Source organism: Mobilicoccus massiliensis (assembly GCF_000826525.2).
Lineage (GTDB): Bacteria > Actinomycetota > Actinomycetes > Actinomycetales > Dermatophilaceae > Mobilicoccus > Mobilicoccus massiliensis.
In genome coordinates this window covers 185,637-212,549 of the sequence record NZ_LN651326.1, presented here as the reverse complement: position 1 = coordinate 212,549, position 26,913 = coordinate 185,637, and the positions used below count along the sequence as shown (strand labels likewise).

Genomic DNA, 26,913 nt, shown 5'->3' with positions numbered 1-26,913 from the left:
GCGCCAGGTGATGAGGGGGAAGCTCGTGCCGGATCTGTTGCCGAGTGAGTACATCCAACGCGGGGCGACCGTGCTCGCCGGTGTCCTGCGGGTGTTCGCGGAGTCGCGCCCGATCAACGGCCGCTCGTGGGCCGATGTCTACGTCCAGCGGGACCACAACAACGGCGTCAGCGGTCGCACCTACTCGATGGACGATCCGCGCTTTCTGCTGCGCGTCCTCTACGAACAACACCGAGAACTGGGCTCATTCGTGGGGCGGGCTCAGGCCAACTATGCGCGCGAGATTCGGGAGACGCTCAACCACGTTGCGCATGAGCCCCAGAATCAGACGACGGATTCGGCCGAACGCGTCCTTTCCACGATGCGGCTGCTAGTCCGTCCCTGGCAGGCGGAGGAAGCCGACCGTGAACTCGCAGCCTTGCTCCGCCGACTCGCGCTGGATCCGCATGCATCGGCTGATGAGACGACAAGCACAGACCGGGCGCAGTCGGCCATCGACAGTGAAGCAGCCGATCCTTTCGTGCCCGTTCAGGATGATCCTGACGCGATAGGTGACCCGGCCGGTGACGACGATCTCGAGGACGGGCTCCGACGTGTTTCACTCGTCAAGGGTGATGTCACCGTTGCTGTCACACTTCGAGAGACCATCAGCCTCGCTCTCGCCGAGAACGGCGTCAGCCCCATCGTCGACATCTCCGTCGAGAACCGCAGCGCGTCGGATGCGCTCGTCACCGACTTCAGCCTGACTCTGCGGGGTGCGAACCGCAGCTATGCGGATCCGCGTCGTATCAGCAACATCCGTGTAAAGGCTGACACGCTGGAGGAGCTCGGCCGCTCACAGCTCCACTGGGAGCTCGAGCGGGCCGCCTTCGCCGAGCTCGATGAGGCGAGAAGCGCGTCCGTGGAGGTCGCCTGTAGCATCGACGGCACCTCACGACGAGGGAGTGTTCCCGTCCGACTCCTGGCCCGGAACGAGTGGACCGCGCGGTCCATCCCTGAGCTTCTCGCCGCCTTCGTCACCCCAAACGCCAACGGGATTGCCGAACTCCTTCTCAAGACGTCCGACATTCTTGAGCAAGATACCGGTGACCCCTCGATTCAGGGGTACCAGGGCGATCGCGAACGAGCCGTGGCGATCGGGCGCGCGGTCTACGACGCAATCCGTGCTCGACAGATCCGCTATGTTCCGCCGCCCGCTTCCTTCGAAGACGACGGCCAGAAGGTTCGGGGGGCTACTCGCGTGCTGGAGGAGGGGCTCGGGACATGCCTCGATCTCGTCGTCCTCTACTGCTCCGCCCTGGAGCAAGCCGGTCTCAATCCGATCGTCGTGCATGTCCCGGGTCATGCTTACGCCGGCTTTCTTACCGAAGACAGTCAGTTGAGCGACGTTGCTCTCGATGACCGAGCGATGATCCACAACCTCATCCACTCTCAACTCTTCGTCGGAGTGGAGCTGACCCTCGCCGCGGCCGGGGAGGACAGGCCCTTCGACGACGCTGTCGCGGCCACCCGCCAATGGCGTGCGGAGGGGGTCGATGGGAATACCACGAAGCGCATCGAGCACCTGCTGGACGTCAGGGCCGCTCACCGCCGGATCAAGCCGCTGTCCCAGATGACCGTTCGAGGCGACGTCATCGAGATACAGCTTGAGAACACCGCGCCGCCCCCGGTGCCGTACCGTGCCCGACACCTTCGATCGGACTCCCCAGTCCCCCAAGAGCCTCGCCGTCCACCGCGAGTGGAGAAGTGGAGGTCTGCGCTGCTCGACCTCTCGCTTCGAAACCCGTTGCTGAAGCTCAAGAAGACCAGTGGCGTGATCGTCGCGACCAGTGAACGGTCCCTCCCGGTGCTCGAAGACCTTGTCATGCAAGGTGCCCAAATAACCGTTCGCTCCGGTGACGATATCGATCAGATCCACGTGGCGCAGGGCAAGCGCACTGCCCGGCAACTCGATGACCGGACACTTGAGAGCATCCTCGAGTCCGAACAAGCCGTCTACCTCGACACAACTGCGGCTCGGCACGACGGCGTTCTCGATCGACTTCGGCGTCGGCGCAGAGTGGTCATGGAAGAAACCGGCGCAAGCAGTCTCTTTCTGACCCTAGGCGCTCTGTCATGGCGTGACGCCAAGGGCAGCCCGGCCCTGGCTCCCTTGTTCCTTCTACCTATGACCGTCGACGGTCGCAAGGGACGGCGCTACACCATGCAGGCAGAGCCCGGGGCCCAGGTACTTCCCAACTACTGCCTCCTCGAAAAGCTGCGTCGAGATGGCGTCACAATTCCTGTTCTCGCCAATCCGCCTTCGGACGAGTCCGGGATCGACCTACCGGGAATCTTCCAGCAAGTTCGCGAGACGTTGCTCGAGCAACAGCTCCACTTCAGTGTCGAGCCTCATTGTCGCCTGGCTCTTCTTCAATTCTCTACGTTGGAGATGTGGCGCGATCTCACCGAGAATTGGCAAGCGTTCCTGGCGAATCCCGTAGTGCACCATTTGGTACACAGTCCGACGGAGACATTCGTCGACCCCGCCGCTGCGCCGGAGCTGGTGCCCGCGGATGAGGTGAATGCATACCTGCCCCTGCCCGTCGACGGCTCTCAGTTGACGGCCGTTCGGTGGGCAAGCGCGGGCCGCACCTTCGTTCTTCAGGGACCGCCTGGCACGGGCAAGTCCCAGACGATCACCAATATCATCGCCGACTGCCTGGCACGGGGTCAGCGAGTCATGTTCGTCGCAGAGAAGCAGGCCGCGCTCGACGTCGTCCGCAAACGCCTCAATCAGGTCGGGCTGGGGCCACTATGTCTCGATGTTCATGGCCGCGATCAATCCATCAAGGGCGTGCGCTCCCAACTCGAGCACGCGTTGACCCTTGAGGGCGATGGCGCCCGGGCTGCCTATCAGGCGACGCGTGATCGAGTAGCCGCCAAGATTGAGTCCCTCGATAATTACGCAAAGCGCGTTCATCATGAGGGGCGCGCAGGAGTATCTGTATGGAGCGCCCGCCAGCAACTCCTCGCGCATACGCCCGCTCCCAACACCGGATCGGTCCACTTCCAAGTGCCGGGGCAGGTGGTGACGGGCCAGGTCGACATGGGCGCCGTCTACGCGTCCGCTCGGGGTCTCAGTCATGCCATGCGGCAGCTCGAAGCCACAGAGGACGTCGCCGATTGGGCACTGGTCGGGCCCCATGCCGACGATGACCCCGCCGCCCTGCGCGGAACGCTTGCACGTCTCGACGGCGCGGTACGTCGCACGGAGGCGTCCGTCGTGCGCCTCCTTGCCAAGGTGGATCACAGTGAATGGCGCGCATTGGAGTCATGGCTCGCCCACGTGGACGGGGGTTCTGCGTTCACTCCGGACGAATGCCAGGAGGCGGGGGGCCGGCGTGCTCTCGACGAGGCCGACGAACTCGAAATCGATCTCGAACGTTTGCACGTTCGATTCGCGCCGACCCTGGAACTGCTCTCTCCACAGAGCGAGGCGATCGACACCGACAGAGTCCGACTCGATATTCGCGCTGCTGACGATCATGGATTCTTCGGGCGTAAGAAGGCCAAGGCGGCCATCGTCGAATCGATGCGCGCCAACGTGGCGCCCGGAGCACCGATCGACTACGACGGTCTGCCAGGCCTGCTCGACTCCATCGACCGGCTGCGGGAGGCAGAGTCTGCGCTCCTGCCTCGTTTGAGAGCAATGCTCGGCCGGGCTGTGACTCCATACGATCCTGACGTGAAGAGCCGTCTCGAGCGGCACCGTCGGATGATCGATATCGCGGACAAGACGTCTCGTAAGTTCCCGGGCGTCCACCCTGAGCTGGCGGAGGTCGTCGAATCGGCGAGGAATGCGCCGGGCACAGACTTCCGTTCCGATCTGATCGAAATCCTGCATGCATGGGAGGAGGTCTCGATAGCATTCGGCGTGACGCCTGAAACCCTGAGCAGTTGGTTGGCGGGACGCAACCTACTCACAGCGATTTCGGATAGTTTGCCTACTTGGCGTGAACATGTGGATCAGGGTCGAATGGGCCGGGTGCAACGCATTCGGCGGGTGGCGACCGAGTTGGAGCGGCTGGAGGCCCACGGTTTCACGGATCTGGCGCAAAAACTCCGGGAAGGTGAGTTATCAGCCGAAGATCTCGAATCCCAGATACGCCATCGCGTCAACAGCGTCATTCTCGCGGAGCGCCTGGAGGCGAATGATCTCGATACCTTCGACGCGGGGCGACACATGAATGACATCGCGACATACCGCGACGGTATTCATCAGTTGCGTGACCTTCTCGTCGATGAACTACCGGCCACGGTCACGCGGCAACGGGGCGCCGTGCTCAAATCCATGGGAGGCCTCAAACGAGAAATATCCCGCAAGCGGGGTGGTACGATTCGTGAGTTGTTCAGGAATTACGGTGATGACGTTCTCAAACTCACGCCGTGTCTGCTGATGAGCCCCCATTCCGTGGCCAAGAACCTGCCCCATGGCTCCGTGAACGTTGATGTAGTGATCTTCGACGAGGCATCTCAGATACGCGTGGCAGACGCGGTCGGTGCGATGGGCCGAGCGCGTTCCGTCATCATCGTCGGCGACTCCAAGCAGATGCCACCGACGTCGATGTTCGCCACGTCGATGGAGGAAATCGACGAGGACCTCGATGAGGCGGGAGAGGGTGCTGCTCAGGCACTGGCTCCGGCTGATCAAGAATCGATCCTCTCCGAGGCCGTCGACTCGAACCTCCAGCGCCTCTCCCTATCGTGGCACTATCGTAGCCAGGCCGAGGAACTCATCGCCTTCTCCAATGCTCAGTATTATCAGGGTCGCCTAGCCACTTTTCCCGCTCCGCCTGGTGAACGTCAGGGTCTTGGCGTGCGGTTGAGGCGAGTCGACGGCGACTTCGAGCGTGCCGGGTCTCGTACCAACCCAGAGGAGGCGAAGGCGATCCTCGACGACATCCTGCGTCGTCTCTCCGAAGATCCCAGGACATCCATCGGCGTAGTCACATTCAATGCGCAGCAGAGGGCCCTTATCGAGGATGAACTGGAGGCCATGAACAACCCCTCCATTCGTGCTGCCCTCACGCGTGACCAGGACCCATTGTTCGTCAAGAACCTGGAGAACGTCCAGGGTGATGAGCGCGACGTCATCCTCTTCTCGCTGGCGTTCTCGCCCGACCCGGAGACAGGCCGCCTCCGGCTCAATTTCGGCCCACTGACTGTTGCCGGCGGCGAGCGCCGCTTGAATGTGGCCATCACCCGCGCCCGTAAGGAGATCGTTCTTTTCAGCTCGTTCGATCCCCGCATGATCGACCTCTCGCGCACTGGTTCGGAGGGCATGAGGCACCTGCGTGAGTACCTGCTCTTCGCTGAGAAGGGTGAGCATCCGGCGATCGCGACCGTTGGTGCAGACCATGATCTGCACCGCGAGGAGGTGGCGGAGCGGTTGAAGATGGCCGGACTCGAGGTCGCGGAGGACCTCGGTATGTCCTCGTTCAGGGTGGATCTCGCAGTCCGACTACCGGGAAGAGAGTGGATCGCGGTCCTTCTCGACGGGCCGAGATGGGCGAAACGAGACATCGTCGCCGATCGAGATGACATACCGGCGTCCATGCTGACCTCGCACATGGGGTGGCCATCGTTGGTGACGGTATGGACGCCGGCGTGGATCGCGGACGCCGACACTGTTCTCCGCCAGATCGTGGAGCTCGCGGAGAACGCGCCCGAGGTGTCCCCGGGAGCGCGGCTATCGGAGCAGCCTGCACTTGGTTCGACCAGCGAGGCGCCCATCTCGCGGTCCATCAGTGAAGCTGCAGAGGCGAAGCCGACGGGAAGCGAGCAAGAACCTATCGCCGCCCGTTCGAGTGGAGAGTCCGGGACAGGGCCGTCTGGTACCGGACTTGTCGCGATGGCTCCCTCTTACGATGAGCCCAGCCCCACAGTGCACGCGCCGTCGCCGCTGATTCGAGAGCGCGCTGATGCGCCGCGAGTCGAGCGTCGAACTGGGGGTCGGAACCACGAGTCGGTCGGACGCGGCCCGCACATTACGAAGGCGCCCTTTGAGCCGGCGAGCGCTTCGGTGCGCCACTCTGTGGACGTGCTGAACGCGATCGAGCGGACCGAGAACAAGTCGCTCGTGCGGAGTGAGCTGCTCGATATACTTGACGCTGAGGCGCCGATTCAGCTCGAACGCTTTATGCGGATAGCTGGCGCCCGCTTCGGGCTTAGCCGGACGTCCCGCGGGCGCGTGGAGCAGATGTTGTCGCAGCTTCCTTCGGGCTTTGTGCTGCGTGGTCGTGGTGAGGGGGCGTTCTGTTGGTCTAAGAACATAGATCCAGCGGAGTATGCCTATGTGCGAACATCGCTCGGTCCTCTACGTAGTGTCGAGGAAATCGCCCCGGAGGAACTGGAGAACGCGATTCGGCTTGCACTTGAAGGTTTCGTGATGCGGGAGGAGGATCGGGTTCTGCGTACCGCGATGAGCTTCTTCGGGTTCGGCAGGATGGGCAAGACCATCCAGATGGCATTGTTCGGGGCGATCCTCCGTCTTGAGAGCCGCGGCCTCATTCGCCGGCGAGGGGAGACCATTGGCCTAGCGAAGAACTGATCGTTCGTGCCTTCGGGCCTCGCTCGGGCGCAGCGACTCACGGTCGAATGGTGCTCATGGTCGAAGAGTGCCCTGGGCCACGGCAAGGTCGAGCGTCGGGGCCACCATGCATGAATGCCGCCTCCCGTGCACGGGTGCGTCACGGGGTGCATGGAGAATCCGTGCACGTCTGCGTCACACGATGCACCGCGTAGGAGGGATGTCTGCTGTGCCGAAGGCCTGCACGGATGACGTCAGGCAGGCATGCACGCGCGATCATCTGTCCACGCGCTCCGCGTCCTGCACCCACCCTCACGCCGCCAGCCCCCTCCCAAGCAGATCGAACGCCTCGCGCAGGGCGGCGGCGAGGTCGGTCGCGCGGGTGGTGGAGGTGCCGTCGTCGATGCGGTGCTCGACGTGGACGTAGCAGGCACGGGCGGTTGTGAGGACGGCGGCGACCATGACCCGGGCGCGCAGGGCCTCGCTCTCGCCGTGGCGGGTGATGGCGGCGCGCACGAGCGCGTCCTCGAGATCGCGGTTGGCACCGACCATCGCGACGGCGAGCTGTGAGTCGCGCTTGACGACGCTGCGGCGCAGGTCGCGCAGGGGGTCCTGCTCGATCTTGAGGAACAGGGCGCGGGTGACGGCGGTCAGGGCGGTGAACAGGTCCTCGGAGTCCGGCCGCGCGAGGAGCGATCGTGCGAGGAGGTCGTCGAGGTCGGGCGGCAGGCCGAGGACGGCCGCCTCCTTGGTGGGGAAGTAGTTGAAGAACGTGCGCGCGGAGACGTCGGCGGCCGCCGCGATCTCGTCGGTCGTCACGTGGTCGAGGCCGCGGCTCGAGACGAGCGTCAGCGCCGCCTGGTGGATCGCTCGCCGCGTGAGCTTCTTCTTGCGCGCACGCAGACCGCCCTCACCCGGAGATGCGAACGAATCGACATCAGACACAGAATCACCTGGGTCAGACGACAAGCGGGCGGCCCCAGACACAACATGCCCTCCTCGATGTGGACTCGACCATTATGCAGTACATGCAAAGTTGCAGTCACTGCAAGTATAAGCGTATTCTCGTGACGTGACATCGAGTACCTCATCCACCACCGCCTCGGCAGGCGCGGCCTCCACCGCTGCCGCTCCCGACGCCCCGTTCGCGCTCGATGCCTCGGGCAAGCGCGTCTTCGTCGGCCTCATGCTCGGCATGCTGGTCGCCTCCATCAGCCAGACCATCGTCTCGCCGGCCATGCCGCGCATCGTCGCCGAGCTGGGCGGTATGGAGCACTACTCGTGGCTCGCGACGTCGGCGATGCTGGTGTCTGCCATCACGGTGCCGATCGTCGGCAAGCTGTCCGACCTCTACGGCCGCCGGCCCTTCTACCTGGCCGGTCTGCTCATCTTCATGCTCGGCTCGGTGCTGTCGGGCATGTCGACGAACTTCTGGTTCCTCGTCTTCGGCCGCGCCGTGCAGGGCATCGGCATGGGCACCCTCATGCCGTTGTCGCAGACGATCATCGGCGACATCATCCCGCCCCGGGCCCGCGGCAAGTACCAGGGCCTCATGGGTGCGATCTTCGGCGTGAGCTCGATCGTCGGGCCGCTCGTCGGTGGGTTCGTCACCGACCACTGGGGCTGGCGGTGGCTGTTCTACATCAGCCTGCCCGTGGGCGTCATCGCGTTCGGTGCGATCTGGCGGTTCCTCCACCTCGACCACGAGCGCCGCGACGCGCGAATCGACTGGGCCGGCATCGTCGTGCTCAGCGGAACCCTGCTCGCGTTGCTGCTGGCCACCTCCCTCGGCGGCGCGACCTGGGCGTGGGACTCCGCCCAGATCATCGGCCTGTACGTCGGCGGCACGCTGGGCCTCCTGCTGTTCATCTGGATCGAGACGAAGGCCGCCGAGCCGGTCATCCCCCTGCGCCTCTTCCGCAGCTCGGTGTTCACGTTCAGCAACGTCGCGAGCTTCGGTGTCTCGATGCTCATGTTCGGTGCCCTCATCTACATCCCCGTCTACGCCCAAGGTGTGCTCGGGGTCGACGCGACGCAGTCAGGCCTCATCCTCATGCCGATGAGCGTGACGATGATCGGCCTGTCGATCATCGCGGGCCTGCTCATCACCCGCACCGGCCGGTACAAGGAGCAGACGCTGGCCGGCATCCTCGTCCTGGGCCTCGGCTACTGGATGCTCACCCGGTTGCACTACGGCGCCGACCCGCTCGAGCTCACCTTGGCGATGGTCGTCCTCGGTGCCGGCCTCGGCATGGCGATGCAGGTGTACACGCTCGTCGTGCAGAACGTCGTGCCGCGCGCCGACCTCGGCGTCGCCACGGCAGCCACCCAGTTCTTCCGCAACGTGGGCTCGACGATCGGCATCGCGGTCTTCGGCACGATCATGACGTCGGAGGCCTCGAAGGCGATCGCGACCCACCTGCCTCCTCAGGCCGCGGGCCAGATGCCGAGCGGCGGCATGAACGCCGGTTCGGTGCTCGACCCCGCCACCCTCGCCAAGCTCCCGACGCCGATCGTGAACGCGGTGCGCATGGGGCTCGCCGACGCGTTGCACGAGGTTTTCACCGTCGGGCTTCCGATCGTCGGCCTCGTGCTCGTCGCGACGCTCCTCATCAAGTCCGTGCCGCTGCGCGACACCCTGGGCAACGTGACCTCCGGTGAGGAGGCGGGCCGCGAGCTGCTCGACGGCCTCGGCCAGTCCAGCCCCGACGAGGACCGGCTCGCGCTGGGCAGCGGCTCCGGCCCCACGCGCACCAAGGAGCGGGTGCTCGGCCTGCAGTTGCAGAACCTCGCGGTGCGCGCGACGGGCGATGAGTACCCGTTGCTGCGGCAGGCGGTGGCCGACCTCGGCGGCGGCGACCTGGCTCGCGGCATCGCGCTGCTCGAGCGGACGGCCCACATGTTCCTCACCGAGGACCAGCACCTGGCCGCCAAGGCCGAGCCGTGCGCCCTCGAGGTCGCTCAGGCCGACCGCCGCCGCGGGGGTGTCCTCTCCGTCGAACTGCGGGACGCGCTGACGGCGGCCGCGGCCGAGATCGGTGACGCCGCGCTCACCGTGGGGGAGGAGCCCACGGTGCAGCAGCGGTACGAGGCAGTCGACGTCGATGCCCTGGGCCGCGTCGGCAACGACCTCACCGCAGCGCTGCTCGTCGACCTGCATCGCAGCCGCCAATGACGCGCATCCGTCGTTGAGGCGGGCCCACGGGCCGGCCGGGATCTGCTCCCGGCCGGCCCGTTCGTCGTATCCGGAGCCCGACGCCACGCCGCCTGATGCACTTCTCGACGTGCGGGAGTTCGCGCCCGGTGGCCGTAACCTGGTGAGGTGCCCCTGCAACCGCTCATCGTGAGCCTGCTCGCCGCGGCGGAGTCCGCGCCCACGGACGTCACGCTGCGGCTGCATCTCGTGGAGCTTCTCCGCGAGCACGGCGAGACGACCGAGGCCATCCGTCACTGCGGTGCCGCCATCTCGGTCGACCCCAAGAACGAGAACGCCCGCGCTCTCATGCGTGAACTGCTCGACGCCGCCGACGACGAACGCGGTCACCGGCCGCCTGCACGCCCGGCCGCCCTCGAGCGCCGCGGGGACGACGGCCGGGGCGCCCAGACCGGGCACGCGCCCGCCATCGAGAACTCCCCTGACGACGACGAGCACCCTGCGGACGCGTCGGTGCGTGGACGGGCCGACCGTGACGACGACCGTGACGATCTGTGGGCGCAACGTGCCAACGTCACCCTCGCCGACATCGGCGGCATGGAGGTCGCCAAGGAGCGCCTCGAGGCCGCGGTGCTCGCCCCCATGCGCAACCCCGAGCTGCGGCGCCTCTACCGCCAGAGTCGCAGCGGCGGTGTGTTGCTCTACGGCCCACCCGGGTGCGGCAAGACGTTCCTCGCCCGCGCCACCGCCGGTGAGCTCGACGTCCGCTTTCTCTCGGTCGATTTCGCCGGCCTCAGCCGGGACGAGCAGGTCGAGGAGATCGGTGCCGTCTTCCAGGCCGCGCGTGAACAGGCACCCGTCGTCCTCTGCCTTGTGGGCGTCGAGCACCTCAGCGACCGCACGACCGTCCTCGGCCGGCGCGCTGCCTCCACGCGCAGCGTCACGGCGCTCGCCGCGGAACTCGACAAGGGCCCCGAGGGCAACCTCGGCGTGACGATCCTCGGCACGACCAACGCCCCGTGGGGCGTCGACCCGGTGCTGCGTCGTCCCGGCCGCCTCGAGCAGACGCTGCTCGTGCTGCCGCCGGATCGCACGACCCGCGAGGTCGTCCTCCACCAGCAGCTCGGCGACCACCCCGAGGTCGACATCCCCGAGATCGCGCGACGTTCCAGCGGTTACTCCGGCCGCGACCTGACGGCGGCGATTCATGACGCGGAGTCCCACGCCGCCCCTCTGACCACGCGCGACGTGCTCGACGCCCTCGCCGGTCGTGAGCCCTCGGCGCGACGCTGGCTCGAACTCGCGGCCCGGGAGACCTCGGCCATGTCCGAGCCGGGAGCCTACGTGGGGTTGCGCGAATACCTCGCCTCGCGGGGCACGACGTCAGCGGCGCCACCGGCCTGATCGGGGGGTCAGGGCCTGGCGCGGTCGAACTCCGTGAGCTCGTCGTCGAGGCGCGTCGTGAACTGGGCCGCGATCTCGAGCTGTTGTCGCAGGTCGGCGAGCGCGACGGCCATCTCGTCGTGCAGCTCCTCGAGTCGGGACCGGGCAGAACGCCGTTCGCTTCCGGGTGCCTCGGTGTCGCGCAGCACGTCGAGGTCGGCGAGGACCTCACCCATGCGTTCGAGGGTGAAGCCCAGCGGCTTCATCTGCATGATGCCGAGCATGCGCTGCACGTCGGCCTCGGAGTACATCCGAAATCCCCCGCTCGTGCGAGCCGAGGGCGTGATCAGCCCGGCCTCTTCGTAGTACCGGATGCTGCGCAACGAGAGCCCGAGCCGCTCGGAGACCTCCCCGATGCGGAACCTCGGCGAGAGATCGACGGAGCGGAGCTCATCACCGGTCAGCGCGCGCTCGTGAGGGGTGACATACCCCGAGGACGGCCCCGCGGTCGACGGTGCTCGGCGCCTGTGCTCGCTGCTCACTGCTGATCCTCCCGATCGTCGGCGGCCCAGTCTAGGTGCAGCCCGATCGTGTGGGGCTCGGAGCGTGAGGTCGAGGGAATGAGACGGCTCGCTCGACGACCCCGTGTCTCACGGCGCGCCGAGGGCGGGCCGGTGCCTCGTCAGGCGGCGCGGCGACCCTGGCCCCCCGTGGCGCAGACCTGCCGGTACAGCTCCTCGAACCGGTCCAGCGTGGCGTCGAGGCTGTGACGACGAACGATCTCCCGGCTGGCCTGACCCATGCGCCGACGCATGTCGGGGTCGTCGAGCAGCGCCTGGATGCGGGTCGCGAACTCGGGCACGTCACCGGGGGTGAACAGCCATCCGTTGCGGCCCGGGTGGACGAGGTGGGGCAGAGCCATCGCGTCGGCGGCGACGACCGGCTTGCCCGCCGACATCGATTCGAGGGTGACGAGGCTCTGCAGTTCTGCGACACCCGGCATGCAGAAGACGTCACAGCGGCCGTAGGCCTCGAGCAGCTCGGACTCCGAGACGAAGCCGCGGAACGTCGTGCGATCGGCGATGCCACGGCTGCGCACCTGGGCCTTCCACTGCTCGCGCATGGTGCCGTCGCCGACGATCTCGAGGTGGAAGGGGGTGCCGGCGCGCAACGATGCGCACGCGTCGATGAGTTCGCCGACCCGCTTCTCCTGGTCGAGACGGCCGACGAACAGGATGCGCGGAACGTCGTTCGCGGGCGCGGCGGCCGCCGCGGCGGCGTACGGCTCGGCGTCGATGCCGCACGAGATCGGCAGAGCGCCGGTGAGCCCGGCCCGCGTCGCGAGCAGCTCCGTGGCCCGCGGGGTGGGCGCGGTGACGATGCCGGCCTGCCGGAACACCCGCGCGAGGTCGCGCCACGCCAGTGAGCAGGCGAACCGCTCGATCCTGCCGTGCACGGGAACGGGCACCTGGTCGGTGAGGTTCTCCGGCATGAAGTGGTTGGTGGCCACGAGAGGGATGCCGAGATCGGCGGCGCTGCGGCACACGTAGCGGCCGACGACGAAGTGCGCCTGCGCGTGCACCACGTCGGGACGAACCCGCTCGATGACGGCCCTGACCTGCGAGCGGATCTGCCACGGCAGGCAGATGCGGAACTCCTCGTGGAACGGGTAGCGCACCGAGCGCACCCGGTGCACGGTCACGCCGTCGCGCTCCTCGATCCCCACCGGGCCCACCGTCGACGGTGCGACGACGTGGACCTCGTGACCGCGGCCGACGAGCCCGACGGCGAGCCGTTCGGCGAAGCGGGCGGCCCCGTTGACGTCGGTGGGGTACGTGTCACACCCGATCAAGATCTTCACGGGGTGTGCTCCTCTCGTGGATGCGGGTGGATCTGGGCGTGCGACGCGACGGGCGGCCCGGCGACGTCGTCAGGCTCGTGACCTTCGGGGTGGTGTCGGGCCAGAAGCAGGACACCGACCGCTGCCACCGTTCCCGATATCGCCATGACTGCGGCGTGCAGTGGCGCGAGATGCGCACCCTCGCCGAGGAAGGCGATGCCGAAGAGCACCGCGATGATGGGGTCGACCACGGTCAGGCTACCGAGGACGACGGCCGGAGGGCCGTTGGCGTGGGCGTGTTGGACGAGCCAACCGCCGATGGCGTAGGCGGCGAGGACGGCCGAGGTGTAGCCGAACACGTGCAACGACAGCAGGTCGCCCTGCGCGATGAGCATGGTGTCGGTGCGCAGCATCGCGGAGGCCAGGCCGTAGACGACGGCGCCCGCCGACGCCCACGCCAGGCAGCGTGACCACATCGGGCCGACGGAGCCGATCACGGCGAGGACACAGGCCAACAGGCCGATCCCGAGGCTGGACCAGGCGATCTCGACGGCGTCGATGCGCTCGGCGTTCTTGCCGTCGCTCGCCGCTGCGAGCACGAAGGCGAGCACGGCGAGCACCGTCACGGTGACGGCGAGCAGCACGGTGCCTGCCGGGGCCTGACGGCGTCGGCGGGCGGAGATGAGGATCGCGAAGGGGATGGCGAGCACGCCGATCGGTTGGACGATGGAGATCGGGGCGAGCGCGAGGCCCACGGCGTGCAGCAGCCCGGCGAGCACGATGATGCCGACCGAGGCGAGCCAGGTGGGGTTGCGCAGCAGCGCGAACATCGCCCGTCCGCCGACGACCCGCTGGTCGGGTCGGCTCTGCGACCGCTGCTGTTCGTCGGTGACCGCGCGGCCGACGGCACGGGACTGCACGGTGGCGCCGATCGCGAAGAAGACCGCGGCGACGGTCGCGAGCGCGACGGCAGTGGCGATGAACAGAGCCGTCTCCTCCCCTGTGCCGCGGCTATGTCGGCGGTCGAGGCCGGCGATGCGCCCGGCCGACTCCCGAGTCCGTGGTCAGTGTAGGCACGGCTTCCTGGGGGTTTGCCGGATCACGGGATCGCGCCCACCCACGTTCACCTGATCGTCGCCCGCCGTCGGGATGGACGTGACCTGCCATCGGGTCTCTGCTCTCGCCGAACGGACGCGATAATGCTCGCGTGCAGCAGGCGACGGAACGGGGCGGCTCGTCGGCGGTGACGCCGGCCCGGGCACGCCCGGGTCGCCTCATCACCCTGCCGCGACCCCGCCCCCGGCCTGGCGACGGGCGACTCGTGGCCGCACGGCTGCCGTGGCCGGGCCTCGTGGGTGCGGTGATCCTCGGCCTGGCCGCTCTCTCGCCGAGCTTCATTCCTCGGCCCTGGTGGGTCTCGGCGTTCACCCTGGGCCTGGGGATGACGTTCGGTTACGCACTCGGATCCCTACTGACCGCCTTGGCCCGGGCGTTCGCGCGAGCGACCGGACTGATGGTGCAGATGCGGGCCGGCGCGGCGCGCATCGTGGGGCGGTTGCTGCTCGTCGCCCTGGGCATCGGTGTGATCGAGGGCGTGCGGCGGGGGATCCTGCTGCAGGACGACATCGCCCGGCGGATCGGGGCCGAGCCGTTCCCGGTGACGGACCACCTCTTCGGGGTCGTCGCCGGAACCGTGCTCTTCTCGGTGCTCATCCTCTGCTTCAGGGCCCTGCGCGGCCTGTGGCGACTCCTCGGGCGCCTGTCTCGACCGTTCCTGCCGGGCCTCGTCTCCGGCGCGATCTCCCTCGTGATCGTCGTATGGCTCGTCGTCTTCGTGTCCAACGACGTGCTGTTCGCCCGTTTCGTCGAATCGGCGACCCGCAAGGCCGTGCAGGTCAACGCCGAGACCCCGCCCGGTCGACACCCACCGAAGGAGGCGACGCGCTCGGGTGGGCCGGGCTCGCCGGAGACCTGGGACTCCCTCGGCCGCCAGGGGCAGGCCGTCGTCGCCGACGGTCCGCGCCGGGCGCGCATCGCGCAGGTCACCGGTCGTCCGGCCAAGGACCCGATCCGGGTCTACGCGGGAATGCACAGCGGTCGCGGCCTCGAGCAGACCGCCGACGCGGTCGTCGCCGAGTTGTACAGAACCGACGCGTTCGACCGATCGGTGCTCGTCGTGATGATGCCCGCTGGCGAAGGATGGATCCCGGAGTGGCATCCGAGCTCCGTCGAGTTCCTCACCGGAGGCGACAGTGCCATCGCCTCGATGCAGTACACGTATCTGCCGAGCGCGCTCGCCTACATCACCGACAAGGTCACGGCGGAGCGGGCGGCGACGGTGCTCTTCGAGAAAGTCGAGGCCGAGGTGCGCCGTCTTCCGGCCGACCGTCGACCCGAGCTGTACATCGGCGGGGAGTCCCTCGGCGCCTACGGCGGCCAGGCGGTCTTCCGCGACAAGGCCGACCTGCTGGCCCGAGTCGACGGGGCGATGTGGACGGGTACGCCGCGTTCGAGCCGGATGTGGGAGGAGCTCACGAGCCACCGCCGCCCCGGTTCGCCCGAGGTCGCGCCGGTCGTCGACGACGGACGCCACATCCGCTTCATCACCGAACGGCAGAACGCGGTCAACGACTTCTACGGCCGCCCCCTCGGGCCGTGGCGGTCGCCGAGGATCGGCTTCGCCCAGAACCCGACCGACCCCATCGTGTGGTGGTCGTGGGATCTCATGTGGCGCGAGCCCGACTGGCTGCGAGAACGCGCGAGTCCCAAGGTGACGAGCGAGATGCGGTGGCTGCCGTTCGTCACGTTCGCGCAGATCGCGAGCGACATGCCGCGCTCGGTGCGGGTGCCCGGCGGGGAGGGCCACCGCTACCAGGAGGATCTCGTTCCGCTGTGGGCCGGTGTGCTGGGCCAGGATCCGATGGCCGACTACACCGCGATCCAAAAGGCGATCCGCGCCGATTACCGCATCTTCTGAGGGGTCTCGCCCTTTTGAGCCCCTGCGGGCCGGGAACACCCGCCTGTGCCGGTTCACGATGTCGGGTGCGTGCCGGTGACCGGCAGCGGGGCGACGGCTCCTCCCGCGGTGCGTGCGGCTTCGACGAGGTCGCACGGCACGAGCGGATGAGCGGAGTGCGTCGGCAGCCCGCGGCATCGCACGCTGCTCTCGGCGAACACCTCGACGGCCGACGCTGGATCGCCGGCGACCGCCCATCGGGCCGCTCCCATCGCCTGCGCCACCGCGACCCGCAGCCGCGCGGGCCACGACGACGCCTCGGCGTGCGCGATCTCATGGGCGATCGCGGCCTCGGTGTACGCCCGGTCCTGCCCTTCGACGACGACGATGCGCCGCTCGTCGCGATCGCTCATCGAGGCGGCCGGCCGATCACCGGCGGCGGCCCGCCACGACTCCGGCAGCTCGGCCAGGCAGTCGAGGCGCCAGCCGGTGGGCACCTGGTCGGCGTAGCGGGCCGCGAGCTCGGCGCACGGTCGCGAGTCCTCCGGCCCGGCGCCCGCAAGCCTGGCGCCACCGAGCACGAGCAGGGCGACGACCGCGGTCACGACGACGCCGAGCAGGGCGGCCGGCGACGCTCCTCGGGATGGTCGTCGTCGCCTGGCTCGACCGGAGTCCCGCCTGCGATGGGTCCGCCCGTCGCGCACGGGTGCGCGCGAGGGGGCGAGCGGTCGCGATCGAACGGGAGCGGTGCGCGTGCGGCCATGCGTCATGGGGAGTCCTTCGCGTACGGACGGGGCGTGGAATCAGCCTCGTCCCTCGCGTCGGACGCCGGGATCGTCGTCCACAGGCACCCCTCGACGGAGGGGTCGTCACTCGAGGTTGTGGAAACTCAGGGTCGCGGGAACATCGACGTCCACGGCTTGTGGACCCGGAACCTCAGCCCCGAGATCTCCGCGGGCGTGATGGCGACGACGTGCTGCTTGTCGGAACGGATCCACGGCCGCAGACGAAGCTGGTCGGCCCACCGGGCCTCCTCCTCGGGCAGCTCGACCGCCTCACCCCGCACGATGACGCTCGTGGCCCATTCCTCGCCGATCGCGTCGATCTCGAACGCCACCGTGCCGCCGCGCAGGATCGCGAGCAACTTGCTGCCCTCGGCCGTACGGAACACAAGGCGAGAGCCGTCGACGGCGTAGTTGATCGGGACGATGTTGACCTCACCGTCGAGGGAGTACGCGAGGCGCCCGAACTCCTCGCGCTGGAGCGATTCCCAGCACTCGTCACGGGTCATGGAGGTGACTTCGGTGGGCATGGTGGTCCTCGGCAGTCATCGAGAGCAGACCGCAGGTCGCGGCTTCGTTCGATCAGAGTAGGCGACTGCGGGCGGCGACCCGCTGCGTACGCGTCGGTACATCGTCGCGTACGGTGGGGACGCTGGGACGCCCGACCAAGTCGTGGCCACGTGAGCGTCTCGCCGCCCGTCCCGCGGCGACGATGCGCCGCCCGTACGCCTCCGACCGGAGGCCACATCCGATTCATCGATCGCCCGCCGCCGGGCGCCGAGGAGGACCATGCCTTCTGCCACACCCGCAGAACGTTCCCGACCGACCACCCCGACCGGGTCGTCCGACCCCGAATCGTCGACGCCACCGTCATCGGTTCCGGCGCGGGCTCACCGCGCATACTGGCCCGTGCTCGGGCCCGCGGGCCTCATCATCCTCGCCTTCGTGGCCGTCGCGGCGATCGTGCCGCAGTGGTTCAACGAGGTCCTCAAGAGCATCAACACCAGCGTCGTCAACGGCATCGGCTGGTACTACGTCATTCTCGTCGCCGCGTTCGTCGGTTTCAGTCTGTACTGCGGGCTGTCCCACTACGGCGACATCAAGCTCGGCCCCGACGACGAGGAGCCCGAGTACGGGGTGCTCTCGTGGTTCGCGATGCTGTTCGCCGCGGGCATGGGCATCGGCCTCGTGTTCTGGGGCGTCGCCGAGCCGCTGAACCACCTCGCCGAACCCCCGCCGGGTGACGTGATGATGAACGCGGACGCCGCCGGGGCCGCGCAGAACGCCATGGCGACGACCTTCCTGCACTGGGGTCTGCACGCGTGGGCCATCTACGTCGTCGTCGGCCTCGCGGTCGCGTACTCGGTGCACCGCAAGGGGTACCCGGTGTCGATCCGCTGGGCGCTCGAGCCCGTGTTCGGCCGCCGGATGAAGGGCTGGCTCGGTGACCTCGTCGACGTGGTCGCGGTCGTCGGCACGCTGTTCGGAGTCGCGACCTCGCTGGGATTCGGCGTCGTCCAGTTGACGACGGGCCTGACCGACATCGGCCTCATCGGCGAGACCGGCATCGGCGTCATCCTCGTGCTCACCGCCGGGATCACGATGCTGGCGCTGCTCTCGGTCGTCAGCGGTCTCGACATCGGCATCAAGTGGCTGTCCAACGGCAACCTCCTGCTCGCCGCCGGCCTCATGATCGCGATGCTCGTGCTCGGCCCCACGCTGTTCATCCTGCGGGAGTCGGTGCAGAACCTCGGCACCTACCTGTCGGACTTCATCGAGATGAGCTTTCGCACCCTGCCGTATCGCGGCGAGCCGGGCGAGACCTGGCTGGGGGCGTGGACGACGTACTACTGGGGCTGGTGGATCAGCTGGTCGCCGTTCGTCGGCATCTTCATCGCGCGCATCTCGCGCGGCCGCACCGTGCGCGAGTTCGTGCTCGGGGTCCTGCTCATGCCGACGCTGTTGACGTTCGGCTGGTTCTCCATCCTCGGTGGCACCGCGATCTACCGCCAGCTCACCGAGGGTGGCCTCATCGCTGCGGACGGCACCGTCGAGACCGAGGGCGCGCTCTTCCAGGTCCTGCGCACGATGCCGGGCGCGTCGGTGCTCATCGGCCTGTTCCTCGTGCTGCTCGTCGTGTTCTTCGTGACGAGCGCCGACTCGGGGTCGTTCGTCGTCTCCATGCTCAGCGCGGGCGGCGACCCGCAGCCGCGGGTGTGGATCCGCGTGTTCTGGGGCGTGCTCCAGGGCGCGATCGCGGCGGTCCTGCTCTACGTCGGCTGGACGGGCGGGGCGCTCACCGACGGGCTGGGCGCGCTTCAGACCATGGCGATCCTCGTCGCCGCGCCGTTCTCGCTCGTGATGATCGCGATGTGTGCGTCGATCCTTCGGTCACTGCACCGCGAACACCGGCAGATGCTGCGCCTGGAGCGTGCGGCGCTGCGGCGTGAGCTCGCGCTCGAGATGGCCGAGAGCGACGAGTACGAGTTCGTCACCAAGACCGGCGAACAGGCCTCGCCGGCCCAGCGCTGACCGCGCGCCGACGACGCGCCGATCACGCGCCCGACGAAAGGTGGGGGCCGTCCCGATCCGGGGCGGCCCCCACCGCCGTCAGGCGGACGCGGGGCCCGTGAAGACGCGCCCGCCGTTCGAACAGGCCCTTTCACGCGGCTCTGACGGCAGGCGGGCCGACGAGAGTTCGCCGGGGAGCGGTGACGGTGCCTGTTCGGGCCCCTCTCGGGCCCCTCTCGAGGTCGGACCGGCGGCTTCTGCCACACGCCGCTGCGACCGGGACGGCCTCCTTCGTCGGCCGCAGCGAGCGGCATTGTCGGACCTGGCTGTCATGATCAGCGCGTGAGCGCACATCGCATCGGTTCCCTTCTCCTGCGAGGGCTCGCGACGCTCCTCGCGGTCGTGGTCGTGCTCGGGCTCGTCACGGTCGGGTGGCTGCGGCACGAGAACCGGCCGGCGACCGGAGACGTGCAGGTCGACGGGTTGCGAGCCGGGGTGCAGGTGACCCGCGACCAGTGGGGCATCCCGCACATCCGTGCGACGAGCGACGAGGACGCGGTGTTCGCGCTCGGGTTCGTGCATTGGCAGGACCGGGCGTGGCAGATGGAGTTCCAGCGCCGCATCGCCGCCGGGCGACTCGCCGAGGTGCTCGGTTCCGCGGCGGTGGAGAGCGACAGATTCCTGCGCACGATGGGCTTCCACCGGGTTGCCGCGCAGGCGTTGCCGGCGCTGCAGCCACGCACTCGGGGGCTCGTCTCCGCCTACACGGCGGGGGTCAACGCGGCCATGGGGCACACCGCCCCGGCTCCGGAGTTCCGCATCCTCGGCATCACGCCCGAGCCGTGGACCGACGTCGACGCGGTGTCGTGGAGCCAGCTCATGTCCTTGGACCTGGCGACCAACTACGTCGACGAGATCGCCGCCTCCCGCGCCTTCGGCCGGGCCGGCCAGGCCGGGATCGAGGCGCTGTACCCGCCGGTGACGTCCGACATGCCGACGATCCTCTCGACCGCCGACCTGCGACAGGCCGCAGCGCGGCGGGGTCCGGTCGACACCCCGGCCGCCCGTGCGGAGGCGACCGCGGTGGCAGAGGCGGGCGCCGCGTCGGTGCGCGCCGTCACCGAGCTCGGCATGGCACCGGCGCCCGGCAAGGGCAGCAACAACTGGGTCCTCGACGGCACCCACACCCGCAGCGGAATGCCGCTGCTCGCCAACGACCCGCATCTGGCGCTCAACTCCCCGATGCTCTGGTACCTGGCCGACGTGCAGGGCGAGAACCTCCGGGCGATCGGCGCGAGCATCCCCGGCCTGCCCGCGATCGTCATCGGGCGCACCGCGTCCTTCGCCTGGGGCGTCACCAACGTGGGCGCCGACGTGCAGGATCTCTACGTCGAGCCCGAGGGAACGCCGCTGGCGTCGCGGCAGGAGGTCATCCGCGTCAAGGGTGGCGCCGACGTGCCGATCACGGTGAGGTCGAGCCGGCACGGGCCCATCGTCAGCGACGTCGGCGTCTCCGACTCACCGGAGGTCGCGGGCGCGAAGGGGGCGCCGCGAACGCTCGCCCTGCGCTGGGTGGCGCTCGACCCCGGCGACACGACGATGGACGCGTTCGTCGGACTCAACTACGCGCACACCGTCGACGACGCGGTTACCGCGTTGAAGCGGTACGTCTCCCCGAGCCAGAACTTCGTGCTCGCCGACACGTCGGGTTCGACGGGGTACGTCGCCCCGGGCAAGTTGCCGATTCGCACGTGGGAGGGCAACCTGCCGGTGCCCGGCGACGGCTCGCACGAGTGGCGCGGTTACGTCGAGTTCGACGACACCCCACACGTGGTCGACCCGCCGGAGGGTCGCATCGTCACGGCCAACAACAACGTGGTGCCACTCGACTCGGATGCGCCGGTGCTCGCGGGGCCGCGGGTGTGGGCCGACCCGTACCGGGCGCAGCGCATCCTCGATCTGCTCGAGGAGCGCGAGCACGACGCCGGTGGGCGTGGGCTGGGCCCTGACGACATGGCCGCGATGCAGGTCGACGTGCGCAGCGGGCCGTGGCTCGACCTGCGCGAGCGTCTCCTCGCCACCGAGCCCCGCGACGATCTCGGGCGGGCGGCGCTCGACCGGTTGCGGGCGTGGGACGGTGTGGAGTCCGGCGACTCCGTCGAGGCGGCGATCTTCGAGGCCTGGCTGTTCCGGCTGCGCGGCCTTGCCACCGACGAGCTGGGTGAGCACATGCGGACCCACAGCCGGGCGGTGTCGTCGCAACTCGATCAGGGGGTGTTCTGCCCCGACGCCGCGACGGGCGAGACGACGTGCGCGCAGGCCCTCTCGCGCACGTTGCAGCAGACGACCTCGGATCTCGCCGCGCGACGCGGCCCGATCGAGAGGTGGACCTGGGGTTCGGTGCATCACTCGGTCCACGACCACGGCGCGTTCGCCGGCATCCCCGTGCTCGGACGCGTCTTCTCGTATTCGATCGCGACCGATGGCGGCACCGACACGGTCGACCCCGCACGGCCCGACAACACCCGGCTCGACAACCGCAACGGGCCCGGTTATCGGCAGATCGTCGACCTCGCCGATCCCGACGCGAGCCGGTTCCTCGGCTCACTCGGTCAGGGCGGCAGCCCGTTCCACCCGCACGCGAACGACATGCTGCCGCGGTGGCGCGATGGTGAGTACGTGCCGATGAGCACCCGCGAGCAGGACTGGGGTGCGGTGGAGCACCTCACCCTGCGCCCGGGCACCTGAGCCCGCGGGGCTGCCGGGGGCCTGCGTACGCCGAGCGTAGGCCCAGCCTCGACCGTTAGGATCGCAGACCTTCGGCCTCCCAAGCCGGCTCAGCCCTCGGAAGGAACTCCATGAGCGAGAACGCCTCGTACCGTCTTGCCAACTGCTCGATCCTCTCGGTGAGCACGGTCGAAGCACCCGAGGTCGTCACCTCGGACCATCTCGACGAGCTACTGCAGCCCGCCTACGACACCACCGGCATGATGGCCGGGCAGATCGAGCGCCTCGCCGGCGTCAGGGAGCGTCGCTGGTTCCCGAAGGACGCGGACTACACCAGGGGTGCCGTCGAGGCCGGCCGTCAGGCGATCGCCGACGCGCGTATCGACGCCGATCGCATCGGGCTGATCGTCAACGCCTCGGTCACGCGCCCCCACCTCGAGCCGGGCATCTCCGCGATGGTCCACGCCGAGCTCGAACTGCCCCGCTCGTGCATCGCGTTCGACGTGACCAACGCGTGCCTCGGCGTGGTCAACAGCCTGCAGATCGCGGGCACGATGATCGACGCCGGTCAGATCGAGTACGCGTTGATCGTCGCCTCCGAAGGGGCTCGGCAGATGCAGGAGGCCTCGATCGCTCGCCTCGTCGACGGGGGGAGCCGGCAGGACGTCAAGGACGCGTTCGCCACGATGACCCTCGGCAGCGGCGCCGTCGGCATCGTCCTCGGCCGCTCCGACCGGCACCCCGAGGGGCACCAGATCATCGGCGGCATCACGCGCGCCGGCACGGAGCATCACGAGCTGTGCATCGGTGGCATGGACGGCATGCGTACCGACGCGAGCAAGTTGTTCGTCGAGGGGCTCTCGCTCGCCACCGACGCCTGGGCCGAGGCCAAGGGCGAGTGGGATTGGGAGGAGATGGACTGGTACGTCGCCCACCAGACCTCGACGGCCCACATCGCGTGCCTGTGCGACACCCTCAAACTCCCGGCCGAGAAGTTCCCCGTCACCGTCGACACGTACGGCAACATCGGGCCGGTCGCGCTCCCGTTCACGCTCGGGATGTATCAGCACAAGATGCGCAAGGGCGATCGTGTGCTGCTCATGGGCATCGGCTCCGGCCTCAACACCTCCATGACCGAGGTGCGTTGGTGATCCGACCGTCGGAGGCCGCGGCGGATCGGGCCGAGGCGATCCGAGCCCGGCTCGTCGGCATGCCGGGGATCGACCCGTCGTGGTCGCGACTCGTCGAGGCGCCCGACGCCGACGGAATCCGACGCACGTGGCATCTGCTCGACACCCACGCCGAGACGGAGGACGCCGGAGAGCGGCCCCGCGGCACTCTGCTCGCGATTCACGGCAACCCGACGTGGTCGTACCTGTGGCGACGGCTGCTCGCGGCCGCGCCGCCGGGCTGGCGAGTCGTCGCGGTCGACCAGCTCGGGATGGGGTTCTCCGATCGGCCACACGGGTCGATGAGCGCGCCGCGCACCCTCGCACACCGCATCGAGGACCTCTCGCGGCTCACCGACGCGCTCGACCTGGGGGATCGCGTCGTCGTCGCCGGTCACGACTGGGGTGGCATGGTGGCGAGCGGGTGGGCGCTGCGGCACCGCGACCGGCTCGCGGGGCTCGTGCTCGCGAACACGACCGTGTGGCACGACTTCCAGGCGGGTCTGCCGCTTCCCCTCCGGTTCGCGGTGGTCGCGGGGCTGCTGCGAGCCGCGACCGTCGACACCCCGACCTTCGTCCGCGGTGCGACGGCGGTGAGCAGCCCGCGCCCACCGAGGGTCGTGCGTCGCGCCTACGCCGCGCCCTACCGCAGCCGGGCCGAGCGCGAGTTCGTCGGTCAGTTCGTCGCGGACATCCCGGCCGACCCCGCCGATGCGACGCGGACGACGATGGCCGAGCTCGCCGAGGGCCTCGCCGCACTCGGCGCCGAACCGGCCGAGACCCGGGTGCCCGCGCTGCTGCTGCGCGGCCCGAAGGACCCGGTGTTCTCCGAGGACCATCTGCGCGACCTGCGGCGACGCCTTCCGCACGCCGACGTCCACCGTTACGAAGGTGCCTCCCACCTCGTGCTCGAGGACGCACCGCGCACCGCCACCGACATCGCGACGTGGGTTCGCACGCGGGTCGACGGAGAGGTCAGCGACGGTGACCCGCGAGCGGCATCGGAGCGCCCACCGGCGGCCTGGGCCGTCGGCACGTCCGGCTGCCCGTGGGCCGGGTTGACGCAGATGGCGCGCGAGCAGCCGAACGCCCTGTGCGTCGCCGAGATCCGTGGAGGCGAGACCGTCGCCTCGGTGACGTTCGGGCAGCTCGAGGAGACGGTGGAGCACCTCGCGCTCGGGCTGCGCGAGGCGGGTGTGCGTCCGGGCGATCGCGTCGGTCTGCTCGTCGAGCCGGGCATCGACCTCACCACCGCGGCCTACGCGTGCTGGCGCGCGGGGGCGGTTCTCGTCGTCGCCGATGCCGGGCTCGGGCTGCCGGCGATGGGCCGTGCTCTGCGTGGCGCGGGCACGGACCACATCATCGGGATTCCCAAGGCGATCACGGCATTGCCGGCGCTACGGGTGCCGGGAGCGCGATTCCTCGCCGGTGAGATGCCGGGCGCCGTGCGGCGGATGCTCGGCGTGCAGTCGTCGCTGCGCGAGCTCATCGCCCGAGGCCGGGATCTCGCCGGGCACGGCGAGCGGCTGGGCGACCTCGGCGCACTCGGCCGCGCCGGATCGTCGGACGCGGCCGTGTTGTTCACCTCCGGTGCGACCGGGCCGAGCAAGGGCGTCGTCTACACCGTCGACCAGATCCGTGCGCAGATCGGCGGCTTCGGCCACATCTACCGGCTCCGCCCGGGGGATCGTCTCGGCGCGGCCTTCGCGCCGTTCGCGCTCTACGGCGCCGCGCTCGGAGTGGCCGGCATCGTGCCGGACATGCAGGTCACGGCCCCGTCGACCCTCACCGCGGCGGCCCTCGCCGACGCGATCCGCGCCGCCGACGCGACGACGGTCTTCGCCTCACCGGCCGCGCTGCGCAACGTGCTCCGCACGGCCGCCGACGTGGACGAGGCCCAGCGCACGGCGCTCTCACGGGTCGGGATCGTCATGTCGGCCGGGGCGCCCGTGCCGCTCACGTTGCTCCAGGAACTCCGCAGCGTCTTTCCCGTCGCCGAGATGCACACGCCGTACGGCATGACCGAGTGCCTGCCGGTCTCCGACGTGACGCTCGCCGAGCTCGAACAGATCGCGGAGTCAGGCGAGACCCAGGAGGGCGTGTGCGTCGGTGTGCCGCTCGACGGGGTGTCGATCGCGATCGCCCCCCTGGCCCGTGAGCACGGTGACGGCGACGGCCCGCTGACCACCGAGCCCGGAGTGACCGGGGAGATCTGCGTGCGCGCCGCCCACATGAAGGACCGTTACGACCAGCTCTGGGCCGTCGACCACGCCGCGGCCGACCATCCCCGCGGCTGGCACCGCTCCGGCGACGTCGGTCACCTCGACGACGCCGGCCGGCTGTGGGTCGAGGGCCGCCGGGTCCACGTCGTCCACACCCCGCGCGGGCCGGTCACCCCGGTCGGCATCGAGCAGCGGGTCGAGACGTCGTCGCAGGTCGGCTCGGCCGCGGTCGTGGGTGTCGGGCCCGCCGGCGTGCAGCAGATCGTCGTGGTCGTCACCGTGGGTGACGAGGAGGCCGTGACGCAGCGGGAGAGCGACCCGCGCCGGGTCCTCGCGGGCGACGAACTCGCCGACGAGGTGCGCGCGCTCGCGGGAGTGCCCGTCGCCGCGGTGCTCGTACGCGCCGCGATGCCCGTCGACATCCGCCACCAGAGCAAGATCGACCGCGCCGAACTCGCGGCGTGGGCCGAGTCGGTCCTCGCCGGTCGGAGCGAGCGATGAAGGTCCTCGTCACCGGCGCATCGGGGATGCTCGGCGGGGGAGTCGCGCGTGCTCTCGCGTCACGAGGTGACGAGGTCACGGTCCTGCAGCGGCGGACGAGCGGGCTCGCGCAGCAGATCGGCGTGCACGAGGTGCTCGCAGACGTCGCCGACGCCGATGCCGTCTCGCGGGCCGTCTCCGGTCAGGAGGCGGTGATCCACCTCGCGGCCAAGGTCAACGTCACCGGCGCGTGGCCCGACTACGTGCGCGCCAACGTCGTCGGCACACGCACGATCGTCGAAGCCTGCGTCCGTCATGACGTGCCGCGGCTGGTCCACACGTCGAGTCCGTCGGTCGCGCACGCGGGAGCGTCCATCGTCGGCGAGGGCGCGGGCCCGGCCGACCCCGAGCGGGCCCGCGGGTCGTACGCCCGGAGCAAGGCGATCTCCGAACGCATCGCGCTCGCGGCCGACGCCCGAGCGCGACGGGACGGCCGCGGCCCGGCGGTCACGGTCGTCCGTCCGCACCTCGTGTGGGGGCCGGGTGACACCCAGCTCGTGGCCCGCGTCATCCGTCGGGCGCAGGCCGGGCGGCTGCCGGTGATCGGGTCGGGGGCCGCACTCGTCGACACGACGTACGTCGACAACGCCGTCGATGCATTCGTGGCCGCCCTCGACCGCTGTGAGCAGGTGCGTGGTGAGGCGTTCGTCGTCACCAACGGAGAGCCGCGCCCGGTCTCGGAGATCTTCGCCGCCTGGGCCCGCGCCGGCGGTGCCGACGCCGAGCCTCGGAGAATCCCGACGCGACTCGCGCTCGTCGCGGGCAGCGCGGTCGACGTCCTCACCGCGGTGCGTGATCGCTTCGGTCTCGGCGACGACGACGATCCTCCGCTGACGCGCTTTCTCGTCGAGCAGGTCACCACCGCGCACTGGTTCGACCAGCGCCGCACCCGCGACGCACTCGGTTGGACGCCGCGGGTGAGTCTCGACGAGGGCTTCGCCCGCCTCGCCGCGGCCGGCGGCTGACCCTCGGTCGCGACGTCGGCACGGGTCGTCGCGGGCGGGCACCACGTACGCCCCCGCGACCCGGCATCACCGACCTACGACACGACGAAGGCG

Annotated in this window: 15 protein-coding genes; 9 read left to right on the top strand and 6 right to left on the bottom strand. The window is 69.3% G+C overall.

From position 1 onward, the window contains the following. Positions 1-25 precede the first annotated feature (25 nt). Positions 26-6,592 (top strand): DUF4011 domain-containing protein, encoded by a 6,567-nt coding sequence (locus tag BN1197_RS03590; protein ID WP_176489704.1) that lies wholly within the window; start codon positions 26-28, stop codon positions 6,590-6,592. A gap of 291 nt (positions 6,593-6,883) precedes the next feature. On the opposite strand, the gene BN1197_RS03585 is transcribed toward BN1197_RS03590, so the two are convergent. Further along, the gene (locus BN1197_RS03585) at positions 6,884-7,516 is read right to left on the bottom strand and encodes a TetR family transcriptional regulator (protein ID WP_052465948.1); all 633 of its coding nucleotides are present in this window, start codon (positions 7,514-7,516) and stop codon (positions 6,884-6,886) included. A gap of 241 nt (positions 7,517-7,757) precedes the next feature. Between BN1197_RS03585 and BN1197_RS03580 the strand changes: the two genes are divergently transcribed. Both BN1197_RS03580 and BN1197_RS03575 read left to right on the top strand, forming a co-directional pair. After that, positions 7,758-9,746, top strand: a complete 1,989-nt coding sequence (locus tag BN1197_RS03580) for an MDR family MFS transporter (RefSeq protein WP_095999844.1) — start codon at positions 7,758-7,760, stop codon at positions 9,744-9,746. A 147-nt stretch (positions 9,747-9,893) separates the two neighbouring features. Further along, on the top strand, positions 9,894-11,129 hold the full coding sequence (locus BN1197_RS03575; RefSeq protein ID WP_052465947.1) for an AAA family ATPase: 1,236 nt from the start codon (positions 9,894-9,896) through the stop codon (positions 11,127-11,129). Between the two features lie 8 nt (positions 11,130-11,137). Here the strand turns inward: BN1197_RS03575 and BN1197_RS03570 are convergent, their stop codons facing one another. From BN1197_RS03570 to BN1197_RS03560, 3 genes are all read right to left on the bottom strand, one after another. Continuing rightward, entirely contained in the window at positions 11,138-11,650 is a 513-nt protein-coding gene (locus tag BN1197_RS03570) for a MerR family transcriptional regulator (protein ID WP_245851808.1), read from the bottom strand. A gap of 140 nt (positions 11,651-11,790) precedes the next feature. Next, the gene (locus BN1197_RS03565; RefSeq protein ID WP_040156203.1) at positions 11,791-12,969 is read right to left on the bottom strand and encodes a glycosyltransferase; all 1,179 of its coding nucleotides are present in this window, start codon (positions 12,967-12,969) and stop codon (positions 11,791-11,793) included. After that, positions 12,966-13,868 (bottom strand): DMT family protein, encoded by a 903-nt coding sequence (locus BN1197_RS03560; protein ID WP_040156202.1) that lies wholly within the window; start codon positions 13,866-13,868, stop codon positions 12,966-12,968. Before BN1197_RS03560 ends, BN1197_RS03565 begins: the two co-directional genes overlap by 4 nt. A gap of 287 nt (positions 13,869-14,155) precedes the next feature. On the opposite strand from BN1197_RS03560, the gene BN1197_RS03555 reads away from it, so the two are divergent. Further along, positions 14,156-15,925, top strand: a complete 1,770-nt coding sequence (locus BN1197_RS03555; protein WP_052465946.1) for an alpha/beta hydrolase — start codon at positions 14,156-14,158, stop codon at positions 15,923-15,925. 53 nt (positions 15,926-15,978) lie between these two features. On the opposite strand, the gene BN1197_RS03550 is transcribed toward BN1197_RS03555, so the two are convergent. Further along, the gene (locus BN1197_RS03550; RefSeq protein WP_040156201.1) at positions 15,979-16,509 is read right to left on the bottom strand and encodes a hypothetical protein; all 531 of its coding nucleotides are present in this window, start codon (positions 16,507-16,509) and stop codon (positions 15,979-15,981) included. A 284-nt stretch (positions 16,510-16,793) separates the two neighbouring features. Next, entirely contained in the window at positions 16,794-17,216 is a 423-nt protein-coding gene (locus tag BN1197_RS03545; protein WP_040156200.1) for a pyridoxamine 5'-phosphate oxidase family protein, read from the bottom strand. A 379-nt stretch (positions 17,217-17,595) separates the two neighbouring features. On the opposite strand from BN1197_RS03545, the gene BN1197_RS03540 reads away from it, so the two are divergent. From BN1197_RS03540 to BN1197_RS03520, 5 genes are all read left to right on the top strand, one after another. After that, positions 17,596-19,218 (top strand): BCCT family transporter, encoded by a 1,623-nt coding sequence (locus BN1197_RS03540; RefSeq protein ID WP_245851807.1) that lies wholly within the window; start codon positions 17,596-17,598, stop codon positions 19,216-19,218. Between the two features lie 321 nt (positions 19,219-19,539). Then, positions 19,540-21,945 (top strand): penicillin acylase family protein, encoded by a 2,406-nt coding sequence (locus tag BN1197_RS03535; RefSeq protein WP_052465945.1) that lies wholly within the window; start codon positions 19,540-19,542, stop codon positions 21,943-21,945. A 110-nt stretch (positions 21,946-22,055) separates the two neighbouring features. After that, positions 22,056-23,075, top strand: a complete 1,020-nt coding sequence (locus BN1197_RS03530; protein WP_040156198.1) for a 3-oxoacyl-ACP synthase III — start codon at positions 22,056-22,058, stop codon at positions 23,073-23,075. Further along, on the top strand, positions 23,072-25,816 hold the full coding sequence (locus tag BN1197_RS03525; protein ID WP_315969800.1) for an alpha/beta fold hydrolase: 2,745 nt from the start codon (positions 23,072-23,074) through the stop codon (positions 25,814-25,816). Before BN1197_RS03530 ends, BN1197_RS03525 begins: the two co-directional genes overlap by 4 nt. After that, positions 25,813-26,820 carry an NAD-dependent epimerase/dehydratase family protein gene (locus BN1197_RS03520; protein WP_082043623.1) on the top strand — a complete coding sequence of 336 codons (1,008 nt, stop codon included), beginning with the start codon at positions 25,813-25,815 and terminating at the stop codon, positions 26,818-26,820. Before BN1197_RS03525 ends, BN1197_RS03520 begins: the two co-directional genes overlap by 4 nt. The last annotated feature ends 93 nt before the right edge of the window (positions 26,821-26,913 follow it).

Coding starts and splice junctions, on each gene's coding strand:
- BN1197_RS03520 (WP_082043623.1), top strand. CDS start 25,813: ATGAAGGTCCTCGTCACCGGCGCATCGGGGATGCTCGGCGGGGGAGTC.
- BN1197_RS03545 (WP_040156200.1), bottom strand. CDS start 17,216: ATGCCCACCGAAGTCACCTCCATGACCCGTGACGAGTGCTGGGAATCG.
- BN1197_RS03530 (WP_040156198.1), top strand. CDS start 22,056: ATGAGCGAGAACGCCTCGTACCGTCTTGCCAACTGCTCGATCCTCTCG.
- BN1197_RS03580 (WP_095999844.1), top strand. CDS start 7,758: ATGCTCGGCATGCTGGTCGCCTCCATCAGCCAGACCATCGTCTCGCCG.